Raw genomic sequence first — 13,378 nt, forward strand, 5'->3', positions numbered from 1 at the left:
TTTATTAAAAAGTTTATAGATTTTTTCCGTTCACATAGGCCTGCAGTGCAGAACGGTATCCTTCGCCAATCGGAATTTCGGTTCCTGCAACAATCACCTGGGTCTTTTGCACAGCATCAATCTTCTCCAGAGAAATAATATATGATTTATGAATCCGCATAAATCTCCCCGAACTTAGCTTTTCCTCTACCCCTTTCAGTCCCATCCTGGTAATCACTTGTTTACCATCTTCAATATTAATCCGAACATAATCTTTCAGACCCTCTATAAATGTGATGTCCTGCATCTTTACCTTAACCAGCGAGTAATTTGCATTTACAAATACGTGGTCGTTCTCCGGCTGTATTGCTTTAGGCTTCCCATGCCGCACCTGGTAAAGTTCCCTTGCCTTTTCAACAGCTTTAAGAAATCTCGAAAACGGCACAGGCTTTACCAGATAATCCACCACATCCAGGTTAAATCCATCAAGTGCATGCTCCTGATAGGCCGTCACCATAATCACCATTGGCGGCTGTTTTAACGACCGCAACAACTCCAGGCCATTTATACCGGGCATCTGAATATCCAGAAACATCAGGTCAACCTGGTTCTCCTTTATCAGGTCAAACACCTGCATCGGGCTGCGAACAGATGCAATTACATTCAGATAAGGAATTTGCCTTACATTATCTTCCAGCAGCTCCAGCGCCGGGCTTTCGTCATCAATTAATATACAGTTCATCTATAAGTTGATTTGAAGTTTAGCGGTATAGGTATTTTCTGTCTCCTCTATTTTTAATACATGGTTCCGACGGTAAATCAGCGCTAACCTCCGGCGCACATTCACCATCCCGATTCCTGAATCCTTTTTATCTGATGTAGATGGCCAGGACCGCACCGGCGCAATCCCGTTCATCACCTCCATGTACAGTTTATTGCCTTCAACTTTAACAGATACATCTATTATCGGATCAGGAAGCATCCCTATTCCATGTTTAAAAGCATTCTCCACAAAAGGGATCAGCAGCATCGGCTCAATGGTGTACTTGTCAGTTATGCCCGTCAGGTAAAGATTTACCTGAATATCGTCGCCAAATCTTAGCAACTGCAGGTTAATGTAGTTTTTCAAATACTCCACCTCTTCTGCCAGCGTAATCTTGCCTTCATCACTATCGTAAAGCATATAGCGCATCAATTGCGACAAGCTGATCAACGATGGCTCTATCAGTTCAGGCTTCTTTCTCGACATGTAAACCAATGTATTGAGCACATTGAACATAAAATGAGGGCTGATCTGGGAGGATAAAAATTCCAGCTCTGTCTTAACCTTATCCATATAAAGTCGATAGCAAAAACTAACCACTATAACAAAGGTGAAAGGCAAAATACTCATTAAAGGCCTCGGTGGGGGTATTCCCCGTCCCGGAAACCTGCGCATTTCAGGATGTAGAAAGTGATTGGCCAGGATAAATAAAAGCAGGGTTATAATCAGTAACAGCACATAAAAATACATGCCATGCCTTTTTTCTCTTACCGGATAGATAACAAAACTATGTACATAGAAAATTATGATCAGCAAAACATTAGACAGGAACATGTTCTTCAGCATGTCATTTCTAAACTCAGGCGGAGCTCCGCCAAACCTCGACAAAAATGGCAGGCAAAGTATCAGCAGCCAGATCAGCAAAGGGGCCGTAGTACTAATTAAGCGCCAGTATTTCGAATTTCTCATCATTGGTACACGCGTAATTTTAAACTATCAGCCTGCATTGAGGTAAAAATGCCCAGCCCATTTACAACGTTAGTGTAGGGATTAGTCAGGTTTAATGAGCTCCCCCCGTTGTTGTTCAATGCATCACTATATTCCTTATTAATATGAAACAGAACCATCTCATAATTCCCAAGGTAGTTAAAGGTCATCTGCTGGGTCTGGTAAGACGACACCTGACCCAATATCAGCTCCGCATCTCTGTACGAGCCATTATTCCTTGGATTTATGCTTGTTCTGCTACTCTCTTTATTTTTCAGCACCATCATATAATGACCTCCCGTATTATTGTTCCAGCTTAGCGTTATCGGAACAAACGTAGCAGGGGTAGTCCCAAAACCCATTACCGGTACTTGCTGCAAAGAATCAGAAGTTACAAAGCCTGTAGGTTTATCAGGAACAGTGGTTTGGGCACTAATTGTTTTATTATTGTAGCTAAAACTGAGGGAATAGGTTTTATTTCCAGCAATAAAAGTTGAATCACCGTAAACGTAGTTCCCATCCGTACTTTCTGTCAGGTCAACCGTTTTGGTTCCGTCCGATATTTTAAGGGCTAAGTCAGTAACAGGGAAACCTAATGAAATGGTATCGTCAAGATATTTTTGGTAATAAACTTTAACAAGAACTGTTTTACCCGGCACCAGGTAACCTTCAACCACAGGCCTTGTATAATCTTCTAATGAACTGTCTTTTTTGCAGGCGCACATAAAAAAAGCTGCAAATGCCACGGCAAGTAGGGTACTTATCTTTATTTCCATTTTAAACTTAGTGTAATGTTGGGGGTAAAACCCAGATAATTTACATTAGAAGTAAGTACCTGGTTGTTTATTATTGAGTACTGTTTGTACCATACATTTGATCTGTTATAGATATTGAACAGTGAAAACCCGATACTGCCGGTTTTACGGCTGTCTATCTTTATCAGATCATAAGTAACCGAGGCATCCAAGCGATGGTATGCCGGCATACGTGCCCCATTTTTCTCACTAATCGTTAAAAAAGTATGGCTCCTGCCAGCATAGTCATTCACAGTGTAACTTGTTAACGGGGCAGTATAAGGTTTTCCTGTTGCATAAATCCAGGTAGCAGAGAAGGTCCACTTGCCATTATGGTAAACATTAACCAGTTTAAATTCATGCCCCGTATCCTGATTTGCAGGAAACTCTCCGCCATACACTTCAAAATTATTTACGGCTTTTGAAAGCGTATAGCTCAGCCAGCCTGTGTATTTGCCATGTGTTTTCTGCAACAAAAACTCAATCCCTTTGGTATAGCCGGTTCCATTGTAAAAATGCTCTTCCAGGGTTCCTGCCGAGCCCATTCTTCGGCCTGTTTGCCGTTGCGAATATTCACTCAGGTTATCAAGGCTTTTATAATAGCCCTCCACATCAATCAAAAACTGATCTGTCTCATAACTAACCCCTGCAACATAATGCAAGGCAGAGCTTACCGGAATGGTACTCCCGTTTGATAGTACCCAGAAATCGCGGCTCCCCGCCAGAATATCTTCTTTAATTACCCGGTTCGTAAACTGATAGAATTTTCCGGTCGAGCCTTTAAGCGTTAGCCTGTCTATAAGCGTGTAAGTTGCCGAAAACCGGGGTTCCATATATACTTTTCCGGTAAGGTCATAATACGTACTGCGAAAGCCCGGATTTAGCTGTAAACCCCTTAGCGGTGTAATCTCCAGGTCTGCATATCCGCCTCCGGTTAGTGCCTTGGTATTCTGGTTAATTAAGGTACTGGTATCATTTAAGCTGTTCTCGTAAGCAACATTTTGTCTTGATGCAAAGCCTCCAAACAACACCTTTAATTTACCCGTAGCCTGCAACTCCCAATCAGATTTCAAACTAAAATCTTTCAGATTGTTCTTTTCAAAAGTTCCTGTCGAAATTTCCTGATCAACCCCCTCACTATCCTGAACAGTTATTTTATTGCTGTTATCCCTGTCGCTATGATAGGTAGAATAGCTAAGTAAAGTATTGGAATATAGTCTTGAAGTCCACCTGCTCGACCACTTAAAACTTGATCCCAAATTACCGTATGTTGTTTTATCGGTTGAACTGATACTTCCTCCGCCCGATAAAAATGCCGGTAAGGCTACGTCCCTGCTGTTATCAAGATTATCATTTCCCTGGTAAATACTCCACGAAAACCTGTTCCTGTCATCGGGAGCATAAGTGTACTTGGCATTCAAGTCATAAAACGACGATGATGGTGTGGTAACGGTCGCAGCACCACCAAAACCTCCACCTCCGCCACCCGGGGGGCCGCCTCCCATACGTCCACCCCCTGGCACAGAAGCAACAGCTGTGCTGCTGTTGAATTTATTAAAGATCTTATTGTACAATGGCCCCTGATACGAATGCCGGTAAGCCAATAGCAATGTCGATTTAGGGTTTAACGGTTTTTCCAAAAACACGTTGGCACTTAGCAAGCTCAGATCTCCGGCAATATTGGTTTCTTTATTATTACCTTCTTTACCAACTATATCCGTCACACTTGATAAACGTCCGCCATATTTTGCAGAAAAGCCCCCTTTATATAAAGTCACATCTTTAACAGCATTACTGTTAAATGCACTGAAAAACCCATAAAGGTGGTCAACCTGGTAAACCGTAAAACCATCAAAAAGTACCAGGTTCTGATCTGGTGTTCCCCCTCTTACATAGGCGCCCGACGAAGATTCGTTACTGGCGCTAATACCCGGCATTAGCTGAAACGACCTCAGAATATCCTTTTCACCTATGTTCGGCAACTCTTCCAGTTTCGACAGAGAAATTTGCAATACGCTTACCCTTCGCTTGTCGGTACTCATGGCATTATCTCTTCTCTTATCAGTTATCACCACTTCATTTAGTGATTTTACTGCCGGAAAAAGCGCTATCACAATTTCTCCGTTAATATTTGTTTTGTTCAGTGCATACACATCAGGCCGGTAGCCTATATAGTTTATATCAAGCACACCCGTATCCGAGGGTACATTCAAAAGCGTAAAATATCCATCCGCATTGGTTGCGGTGCTGATACCCGTATTGCGAACTTTCACAATAGCCGCAGGTAAAGATTCTCCGCTGCCATTATCAACAACCCTCCCTTTTATTTTAAATGGCTCCATCCTGGTCTTTTCTATTTTTTCTTCGCTCAGTACAGCAGCAGAATTTACCTGCACCTCCCTTAAAACCGGTTTATCTGCCGCTATCCTTTTCAGGCGCCCTACATCCTCCGGCCTGCGGATGATGTAAATGTTTTGATCCGGATCCAGCCAGTAATACAACTTATTTTCCCTGCAAATCTTCCCCAGCACCTCCTTTACCGGTTCATTCAGGTAACGATCTGTTACCATATAATCTTTAAGCATCTCCGGTTCATAAATGATCCTGATCTTGCATTTCAACGAAAGGGTATCCAGCATCCTTGCCAATGGCAAACTGTAAAAACCATCAATTGCTGCCTGCGTTTTTAGCGGGCGTTGTGCCAATGCACTAATGCTTATGGCCCCAGTAAATCCAAGTAATAGTAAAATTCGCTTCATATTCTAAAAGCGAATTTTGTAAATTCATATGTTAACAAATGTTAATTGAGATGAACAGGTCAAATTCATCGGTTAACACATCTTTTTCTGCGAAAATCAGGTCTATAACCCTCCCGATTATTCATATCGAAGCGCCTCTATTGGGTCTAACCTGGAGGCCTTAAGTGCCGGATAATAACCAAAGAAAATCCCTGTTATTGCACAAACCAGGAACGAGATCACAATAGAGAATTCCGAAACTACTGTAGGCCAGTTCAATGATGCGGGCACTATTATCGCTGCCGAAACTCCCAATATCACCCCAATCACCCCACCAGTTACACTGATCACAATGGCCTCTATCAGAAATTGCAGCAAAATATCTATACCTCTTGCACCTATCGACATTCTTAAACCTATTTCCCTGGTCCTTTCTGTAACCGAAACATACATAATATTCATAATGCCTATCCCACCAATAATCAGCGAAATACTTGCCACTGCAGTTAGCAAAGCAGTCATCATACTACTTGTCGAGTTCATCATCGTCATCAGCTCCGCCTGTGTTCTTACCTGAAAATCATTATCCTCTGCATCTCTCAGGCGGTGTGTTTCCCTAAGGGTACTGGTTATTTCTGCAACCGCAGCATCCGAAGCGGCCTCACTGGTGGCAGATGCATAGATCTGTCCAAAATAAATAGACGATAAAATCCTTTTCTGAACAGTAGTATATGGGGCTATAATAATATCATCCTGATCCTGGCCAAAGTTACTAGTACCCTTAGGCGTAAGTACGCCAATCACCTGAAAGGGAATTTTACCAAACCTGATGATCTTGCCTATCGGGTCTTCCCCATTTGGAAAAAGGTTATCCACCACCGTTTTACCCAACAAACATACCTTGGCCGAAGAACGGACATCCTGCTGCGAAAATATAATGCCTTCCTTAACAGAGAGCTTTCTGATGTCCAGATATTCCGGACTAACCCCCTGAATAGAAGTAGGCCAGTTGGCGGCTCCGTTAATAGACTGCCCGCTTGACGATGCCAGCGGCGAAATCTCAGCAATATTCACCGCATTCTTTTTCAGCGCATCTACATCCTTAATGGTAAGTGTTTTAAGGCTGCTGCCCATCATACGTGCACCACCGGGTTCATTGCTATAAGGCATAATGGTAATCATGTTCGAGCCCATACTGGCAAGCGAGGCATTAATACTCTGCTTAGAGCCCTCTCCAATAGACATCATGGTAATTACCGATGCAACTCCTATAATAATGCCCAGCATAGTTAGCAATGCACGTAGCTTGTTGCGCTGCAGGGCTTTAATTGCCAGTCTTATCAGATTAATAAATTTCATAATTCCTCCTTAATAATCGTCTGCCGCAGGCAAAGAAGCCAAAGCCTCTTTCGCCGAGCGGATGTGTTTATTCATTGAATCTTTTTGAACCTTCCCATCCCTCAACATCACCGTTCTGGTACTAAATGCAGCAATGTCCGGTTCATGGGTAACAAATACTATCGTTTTTCCGTTGTGGTTCAGCTCCTGCATCAGCGACATGATCTCGTACGATGTTCTGGTATCCAGGTTTCCGGTAGCCTCATCGGCAAGGATCATCACGGGTTCATTAACCAGCGCCCTGGCAATAGCAACACGCTGCTGCTGCCCGCCCGATAACTGGTTGGGCATATGATCAAACCTGCCATCAAGTTTTACAGCCTGTAAGGCCGCAATGGCACGCTCTGTCCGTTCTTTCGCACCAATAGTTGGGTTGTACAATAAAGGCAGCTCCACATTATCCAGCGCCGAGGTACGAGGCAACAGGTTGTACGACTGGAAAACAAAACCAATTTTATGGTTTCTTAATTTTGCCAGTTCATCTCTGCTCAGCTCTTTTACATTTACATTATCCAGCATGTAAGTACCCTCAGTAGGCTTATCTAAACAACCCAGCATATTCAGCAAAGTGGTTTTACCGGATCCGCTGCTTCCCATTATAGTCAAAAACTCTCCCGACTCTACATCAAACGAAACACCTTTTAATGCCCTCACAGTTTCGGTACCCATTTTAAACTCTCGCTTTACATTTTCTATATGAAGAATCTTGTGGTTCATCGTCTGTTTCCTCCTGGTCTTTTTGGCATAAACGGACTCGAAGCTGCTGCTGCCGGAACTCCAGACGAGCCTCCTTCCACTGCGCTTATCACTACATCATTTTCATTCAATCCGGCAAGCACCTCAACATGTGTATTGTCGTTCAATCCTGTTTTTATCCTTTTCTGAATAAGCTTACGGCCTTGCAGTACCCATACAAAAGAAGGTTCTACTACTTCCGTTTCACCCTCCTTAACCTTTGGTTGTTTAGCCATACCGGCATCTTTTCTCATCCTGCCTTTGCCTGCTCTTTTGCCCATTCCCCTGCCCTCAAGTGGCACAATTTCATATTCTTTGGTCAAACTCGAATCCGGGTTAAATTTTAAAGCCTGTGCCGAAACCAGCAAAGCATCATTTACCTCTTTGGTATAAATTACAATGTTCGCCGTCATGCCCGGTTTTAATTTCTTATCGTCATTGGGCGCATCAATCAGTGTGGCATACGTAACCACGTTCGATGATATGGAAGGCTGCAGCCTGATGTCCTTTACTGTTCCGTTAAAAGTGTCGTTTATAAAGGCATCAACGGTAAAAGTCGAACGCTGCCCTTTAACCACATTTCCTATATCCGCCTCATCCACCTTTGCCTGAACCTGCATTTTGGTAATGTCTTTGGCAATGGTAAAAATCGTTGGCGTATTAAAACTTGCTGCAACAGTTTGCCCTATACTCACACTTCGTCCCAATACCACGCCATCTATGGGCGAATAGATCTGTGTAAAAGAAAGGTTCCTTTCTGCTGATCTGAGCTGTGCTTTTGCATTGTTCACATTCGCACTTGCCACCTGCAATGTATTCAATGCCTGATCATACTCAGCCCTGCTGATAGAGCCTGTTTCAAACAACTGTTTTTGCCGGCCATAGTTTGCCTGCTGGTAGGTCTGGTTACTTTGAGATTGCGCCAAACTGGCTTTGGCCTGATCAACCTGCGCCTGTATCAGTGTTTTATCCAGTTCAGCAAGCAGCTGCCCTTTCTTAACAGTGGAGTTAAAATCGGCATATAGTGCAGAAATGGTTCCCGAAACCTGTGTTCCAACAGTCACCGTATCTACCGGCTGTACCGTTCCGGTAGCGGTAACACTTGTCGAAATTGAACCCCTTAACGGTTGCTCTTTGGTAAGCACCACGTGCTGTTCTTTACCCCTTAAAAAGAAGTACCAGACCAAACCAAGTACAACTATAATGGAGATAATGATTAGAATAATTTTTCTGGACTTCATGACTTATAATTTAATGGGTGTTCCTAAGTAAAATTCATAGATTCTTGCAGCCAGTGCCGCATTGTATTTGGCTTGTATGTATTGCTGCATAGCCTGTACATATAAATTCCTTTGCTGGTAAAACTCTACAATATTTGCAGCTCCTATCTTTAATTCCTGGTTGGCAATGCGGTATACTTCCTGATTATACTTTAGCTGTTCCGTTGCCGATGAAAACTGGTTCTGCGAATTTTGCGCATTAATATATGCCTTCTCAGTAGTTAAGGCCAGTGTGGTCTTTGTGTTTTCCAGCGTAAGTTTAGACTGTGCAATCTCAATTTTTGCTTTGGCAACATTGGTTTTATTTTGCCTTTTGGTAAAAATGGGGATAGACAAGGTTAAGCCAGCCTGCTGATAAAAGTTATTATCAAACTGCCTGAAGGCATTATAGTTCGGATCTTTCGCATAGCTTGTACCCATACCTGCACCCAATGTTAGCGAAGGCAGGTAACCCGATTTTGCTTTAGTAAGCCCAAGGTCCGAGATCTGTACACCCAGCTCTGCATTCTTAACCTCCGGACGGTTCTGCAAAGCATACTGCTGTACCGTATTCAGGTCAGTAATACTCGCTGTCGAAATTACAGTGTCCGGTCTCACTACATCAAATTCTTTAGCATCCGGCAATTGCAGCAACTGTTTAAGTGCTATTTTATCCTGACGTTCTGCATTCTCCGAAGTAGTTAAATTATATTTATCCGATGCAAGCTGTGCTTCAAACTGGGCTACAACTTTACGCGCTACAGATCCAACCGCAAACTGGCACTGGGCCTGATCAAGCTGTGCCTGCGATGTTTTTAACAGACCCTGGTTGTAAATGATGCTCTCCTTATCTACCAGAATATTCAGGTAAGCCTGCGTAATCTGTAAAGTAATGTCGTTTTCATTTTCAAGGATGCTCAAATTGGCCGACTGAACCGATAAGTCCTTTTCCTTAATATCTGTTTTAAGGTAGCCTCCTTTATAAAGCGTCCACGACGAGCTTAAACCATAAGATCCCGAATAATTAAACGCATCAGAACTACCATTGGTAGCCATGTTATAATGGTTAAAGGATTGAGAAGCCGAACCATATAGATCAGGCAGTAAAGCCGATTTCGCCAGTAGCTTATCCTGCTGCGCACTTTGCTTGTTCAGTTGCAGGCTTTTAAGCTGAATGTTATTTGCCTTTGCATACTGCAAACATGCTTCCAGGTCCCAGACCGGAGGCAACATCTTTAATGCCGTATCCTGACCAAAACCACGGAGGCTGAAGCAGGCGAGGCATAAAAGCAGCAGAATTTTACTTGTTAATCTTGACATATCTATGTATATAAAACCATATTACCTGATCAAAACAAGGGCTATTCTGCATCAAAAAAAAACGCGATAGACCGGCATCCCAAATACATCGACGGGGAGCCAATAGGAATCGACGGAAACATTTGCACTTATCTTAATAGGTTCCCTACCTTGTACTCAATAATATTCACTAAATTTTAAACCGATGGTTTCCTCAAAAAGCCGTTCCTATATCAGCATCCTACTCCATGTATTTTCATGGCTGCTATTTGCTTTTGTGCTTCTTTTTCACCAGCCCCTATCATGGAATATTACCCTGCCTTTTCAGTTCTGGATTAAGCAAGGCTGTATATTGCTTATGCTCATTGCCGTATTTTATGTGAACAGCAAAATCCTGGTCCCTCAGTTGCTGCTAAAAAACAAAACACTAACCTTTGTATTGGTTATTTTGGCTATAGCCATTTTTGCAGGTCCCTTCATAAAAGTGATAGACAACACATTAAATTTACCGGCCCTTATGACAAAGGCATTTAATGAACTCGGGATACCCAGACCGCCAAAAAGGTCAGACAAGGTCGATGTATTTCTAATCATGATGACCATGTTTATGGTAGGCATCAGCACCAGCGTTACTCTTATTCAGAAATGGCAGGCCGATAAACAAAGCCGCGAAGCCCTCGAGAAAGAGAAAATAGGCTCAGAGCTATCCTTTTTAAAAGCCCAGATCAATCCTCATTTCTTTTTTAACACCTTAAATAACATCTATGCCTTAACCCATGTAGATGTAGAGAAGTCCAGAAAGGCATTGCACAAGTTGTCGCGTATGATGCGCTACCTCCTTTATGAAACTCAATCGGGCATCACCCCGCTCAGTAAAGAGGTTTCCTTTATTGTTGATTATATTGAACTGATGAAACTGCGTTTAAACGACATCACCACTGTAATGTTCCAGGAACCGGTGCTTAAGTCCGATCCTCAGATCGCGCCCATGCTGTTCCTTCCCTATATCGAAAATGCGTTTAAATACGGGGTCAGTACAACAGAACCTTCTGAAATATCCATTTCGCTCGAATTGCAGGACAAACAGTTAACCATGACCGTAAAAAACTCCATTTTTAAAAACAATGCTGTAACTGCCGATGAGTATGGCGGAATTGGCTTAAGCAACACCAAAAGACGGCTTGAATTGTTATATCCCGGCAAGCATACTTTTAGTGCCCATACCACTGAAGATGCGCAGGCATTTATTGTTAACTTAACCCTAACCCTCAATGATACTGAATTGCATAGCAGTTGATGATGAGCCCCTGGCCCTTGGCCTGATCTGTAGTTTTATTGAGCAAACACCTTTTCTAAAATTGGCGGGAAGCTTTTCGAGCGGAATAAAGGCTTTAGAAGCCTTGTATCAGCAGCAGATAGACCTTATTTTTCTGGACATTCAAATGCCTGATCTCACCGGTATCCAACTGGCCAGAACACTCGAAAGCAGACCCGGAAGCACAAAACTGCGCGTAATTTTTACTACCGCCTTTAACAATTATGCAATAGAGGGCTACAAGGTTGATGCGCTCGATTACCTGCTAAAACCTTACGATTACGAGGAATTCCTGAAGGCAGCGGGCAAAGCTAAAACCTATGCCGAAATGCTCAATACCAAACAACCACCTGCTGATCACGAAGAATACATATTTCTTAAGGTAGAATATCAGCTGGTTCGTGTGGCCATAAAAGACATCGTTTACATCGAGGGCTTAAAAGATTATGCAAAAATCCACCTTGCTAGCGAGGCCAAACCTCTGCTATCCCTTATTACCTTAAAATCACTTGAAGATAAACTCCCCGCCCGCAGGTTCATGAGGGTACACCGCTCCTTTATCATCGCGCTTGATAAAATTGATGCAGTCACCAAAAATACGGTGCAAATCGGGGGCATAAACATTACTATCGGCGAGCAGTATAAAGATGCAATGAAGCAGTTCCTCAGCAATTGGCTGTGAACTGTCCGCCCATTGCACCACCAATACGCTTCTGTTTGTGAAAAGACGATCCCGTTATAATGATGTTAATTGGCTGATCGCATATAAAGGAAGATTACTCAGCCAGGTCTCCTGTCTGAAATCAGACATGGAGGTTCGTATGGGAAGTTTTGGCCCGTACTTATCTACGTAGTTCCGTAAGCTTTTGGCCCTGAGATTTTCTTCGGCTTTAACTTCTATTGGGATAATGTTATGGTCATATTGTACAAGAAAATCGATTTCTGCAGTGGCATTTTCGGCTGACCAATAGTAAACGTTTATTTCTTTTGTTGTTTTCAATTGCTGGAGTACATATTGCTCTGTCAAGGCCCCCTTAAACTCTTCAAATATTGCATTCCCCTCCAGTAGGGTTTTTACATCAATGTCACCCATTGCTGCAAGCAGGCCAACATCGAGCAAAAATAATTTGAAAGCGCTCTGATCTTCATAGGCTTTCAGTGGGATTGCAGGCTTGCTTGAGCGAGATACTTTATGGATAAGCCTGCAGTCAATCAACCATGACATAGCCAGTTCATATTCTTTGGCGCGGGAGCCTTGTTTGATTAATCCGTAGATGAACTTTTTGTTCTCTTTTGCCAATTGAGAGGGGACTGAATTCCACAGCATCCTGATTCTCGGCACAATTTCATGAGGTGCGTGTTTGGAAAAATCCTGCTCATAAGCCTCCAAAATACGTTTTTGTATTGCCCTTACTTCTCTGAAATTTTCCTCTTGTGTAAAAGCAAGAACAGCTTCGGGCATGCCACCTACATAATAATACTGTCTCAGCAGGTCAATATATCTATTTTTATACACCTTAATCAGGCTCCAGTCCTGACTTTTTAACACTTCTAACAGCGCTTGCTGACCTTTGGCATTAAGGAACTCTATATAGCTCAGTGGATAAAGGTCTAAAAACTCCACTTTTCCAACGGGGAAGGACGTTTGTCTATTCAAAGCAACCCCGAGTAATGAGCCCGCAGAAATGATGTGATATTCCGGCGCATTTTCATAAAAGTATTTCAGTGAGGTCAGCGCTCCTGGCGCCTCCTGGATTTCATCGAATACAATCAGTGTGTTTTCTGGCTGTATCACTATCCCGGTTTCTATTTGTAATGCGGTGATGATTCTGTTGATGTTAAAATCCTCCTCAAAGACTCCTTTAAGTAGTTTGTTACTTTCGAAATTAACATAAGCAGTTTGTGCGTATTCCTGTTTACCAAATGCCTTCATCAACCATGTTTTACCAACCTGCCTTGCTCCACGGATAATCATCGGTTTGCGGTTCTTTTTAGTCTTCCAGGCTAGTAAATCTTCAAATTCATTCCGATACATATTTCCTCCCATTTTCAAAACAAATATACACATGTACGTTTGTATTATTGCTAACTTTTACATTTTTTCGAACGAA

At 42.6% G+C, this 13,378-nt stretch carries 11 protein-coding genes; 2 read left to right on the top strand and 9 right to left on the bottom strand.

What is annotated here, in order from left to right; translation table 11 throughout:
• Positions 1–13 precede the first annotated feature (13 nt).
• The 8 genes from CPT03_RS16395 to CPT03_RS16430 form a co-directional block, all read right to left on the bottom strand.
• Positions 14–721 carry a LytR/AlgR family response regulator transcription factor gene (locus CPT03_RS16395; RefSeq protein WP_099439839.1) on the bottom strand — a complete coding sequence of 236 codons (708 nt, stop codon included), beginning with the start codon at positions 719–721 and terminating at the stop codon, positions 14–16.
• Positions 722–1,714: a sensor histidine kinase gene (locus CPT03_RS16400; RefSeq protein WP_099439840.1), complete on the bottom strand. Its 993-nt coding sequence runs from the start codon at positions 1,712–1,714 to the stop codon at positions 722–724.
• On the bottom strand, positions 1,711–2,505 hold the full coding sequence (locus tag CPT03_RS16405) for a DUF4249 family protein (protein WP_099439841.1): 795 nt from the start codon (positions 2,503–2,505) through the stop codon (positions 1,711–1,713). Before CPT03_RS16405 ends, CPT03_RS16400 begins: the two co-directional genes overlap by 4 nt.
• Positions 2,496–5,282 carry a TonB-dependent receptor gene (locus tag CPT03_RS16410; protein ID WP_099439842.1) on the bottom strand — a complete coding sequence of 929 codons (2,787 nt, stop codon included), beginning with the start codon at positions 5,280–5,282 and terminating at the stop codon, positions 2,496–2,498. The genes CPT03_RS16405 and CPT03_RS16410 overlap by 10 nt, the downstream gene beginning before the upstream one ends.
• A gap of 117 nt (positions 5,283–5,399) precedes the next feature.
• Positions 5,400–6,620 (bottom strand): ABC transporter permease, encoded by a 1,221-nt coding sequence (locus CPT03_RS16415; RefSeq protein ID WP_099439843.1) that lies wholly within the window; start codon positions 6,618–6,620, stop codon positions 5,400–5,402.
• 9 nt (positions 6,621–6,629) lie between these two features.
• Positions 6,630–7,376, bottom strand: coding sequence for an ABC transporter ATP-binding protein (locus tag CPT03_RS16420; protein WP_099439844.1), 747 nt, complete (start codon positions 7,374–7,376; stop codon positions 6,630–6,632).
• On the bottom strand, positions 7,373–8,635 hold the full coding sequence (locus CPT03_RS16425) for an efflux RND transporter periplasmic adaptor subunit (RefSeq protein ID WP_099439845.1): 1,263 nt from the start codon (positions 8,633–8,635) through the stop codon (positions 7,373–7,375). Before CPT03_RS16425 ends, CPT03_RS16420 begins: the two co-directional genes overlap by 4 nt.
• Positions 8,636–8,638: 3 nt before the next feature.
• Complete coding sequence (locus tag CPT03_RS16430; RefSeq protein ID WP_099439846.1) at positions 8,639–9,973, bottom strand: TolC family protein; 1,335 nt, start codon at positions 9,971–9,973, stop codon at positions 8,639–8,641.
• A 184-nt stretch (positions 9,974–10,157) separates the two neighbouring features.
• On the opposite strand from CPT03_RS16430, the gene CPT03_RS16435 reads away from it, so the two are divergent.
• On the top strand, positions 10,158–11,249 hold the full coding sequence (locus CPT03_RS16435) for a sensor histidine kinase (protein WP_099439847.1): 1,092 nt from the start codon (positions 10,158–10,160) through the stop codon (positions 11,247–11,249).
• Positions 11,224–11,949 (top strand): LytR/AlgR family response regulator transcription factor, encoded by a 726-nt coding sequence (locus tag CPT03_RS16440; RefSeq protein ID WP_099439848.1) that lies wholly within the window; start codon positions 11,224–11,226, stop codon positions 11,947–11,949. The genes CPT03_RS16435 and CPT03_RS16440 overlap by 26 nt, the downstream gene beginning before the upstream one ends.
• A 54-nt stretch (positions 11,950–12,003) precedes the next feature.
• On the opposite strand, the gene CPT03_RS16445 is transcribed toward CPT03_RS16440, so the two are convergent.
• Entirely contained in the window at positions 12,004–13,335 is a 1,332-nt protein-coding gene (locus tag CPT03_RS16445; RefSeq protein ID WP_216641562.1) for an ATP-binding protein, read from the bottom strand.
• Positions 13,336–13,378 lie beyond the last annotated feature (43 nt).

Origin of the sequence: Pedobacter ginsengisoli (genome assembly GCF_002736205.1) — a bacterium.
Lineage (GTDB): Bacteria > Bacteroidota > Bacteroidia > Sphingobacteriales > Sphingobacteriaceae > Pedobacter > Pedobacter ginsengisoli_A.

Coding starts and splice junctions, on each gene's coding strand:
- CPT03_RS16395 (WP_099439839.1), bottom strand. CDS start 721: ATGAACTGTATATTAATTGATGACGAAAGCCCGGCGCTGGAGCTGCTG.
- CPT03_RS16400 (WP_099439840.1), bottom strand. CDS start 1,714: ATGATGAGAAATTCGAAATACTGGCGCTTAATTAGTACTACGGCCCCT.
- CPT03_RS16405 (WP_099439841.1), bottom strand. CDS start 2,505: ATGGAAATAAAGATAAGTACCCTACTTGCCGTGGCATTTGCAGCTTTT.
- CPT03_RS16410 (WP_099439842.1), bottom strand. CDS start 5,282: ATGAAGCGAATTTTACTATTACTTGGATTTACTGGGGCCATAAGCATT.
- CPT03_RS16415 (WP_099439843.1), bottom strand. CDS start 6,620: ATGAAATTTATTAATCTGATAAGACTGGCAATTAAAGCCCTGCAGCGC.
- CPT03_RS16420 (WP_099439844.1), bottom strand. CDS start 7,376: ATGAACCACAAGATTCTTCATATAGAAAATGTAAAGCGAGAGTTTAAA.
- CPT03_RS16425 (WP_099439845.1), bottom strand. CDS start 8,635: ATGAAGTCCAGAAAAATTATTCTAATCATTATCTCCATTATAGTTGTA.
- CPT03_RS16430 (WP_099439846.1), bottom strand. CDS start 9,973: ATGTCAAGATTAACAAGTAAAATTCTGCTGCTTTTATGCCTCGCCTGC.
- CPT03_RS16435 (WP_099439847.1), top strand. CDS start 10,158: ATGGTTTCCTCAAAAAGCCGTTCCTATATCAGCATCCTACTCCATGTA.
- CPT03_RS16440 (WP_099439848.1), top strand. CDS start 11,224: ATGATACTGAATTGCATAGCAGTTGATGATGAGCCCCTGGCCCTTGGC.
- CPT03_RS16445 (WP_216641562.1), bottom strand. CDS start 13,335: ATGTGTATATTTGTTTTGAAAATGGGAGGAAATATGTATCGGAATGAA.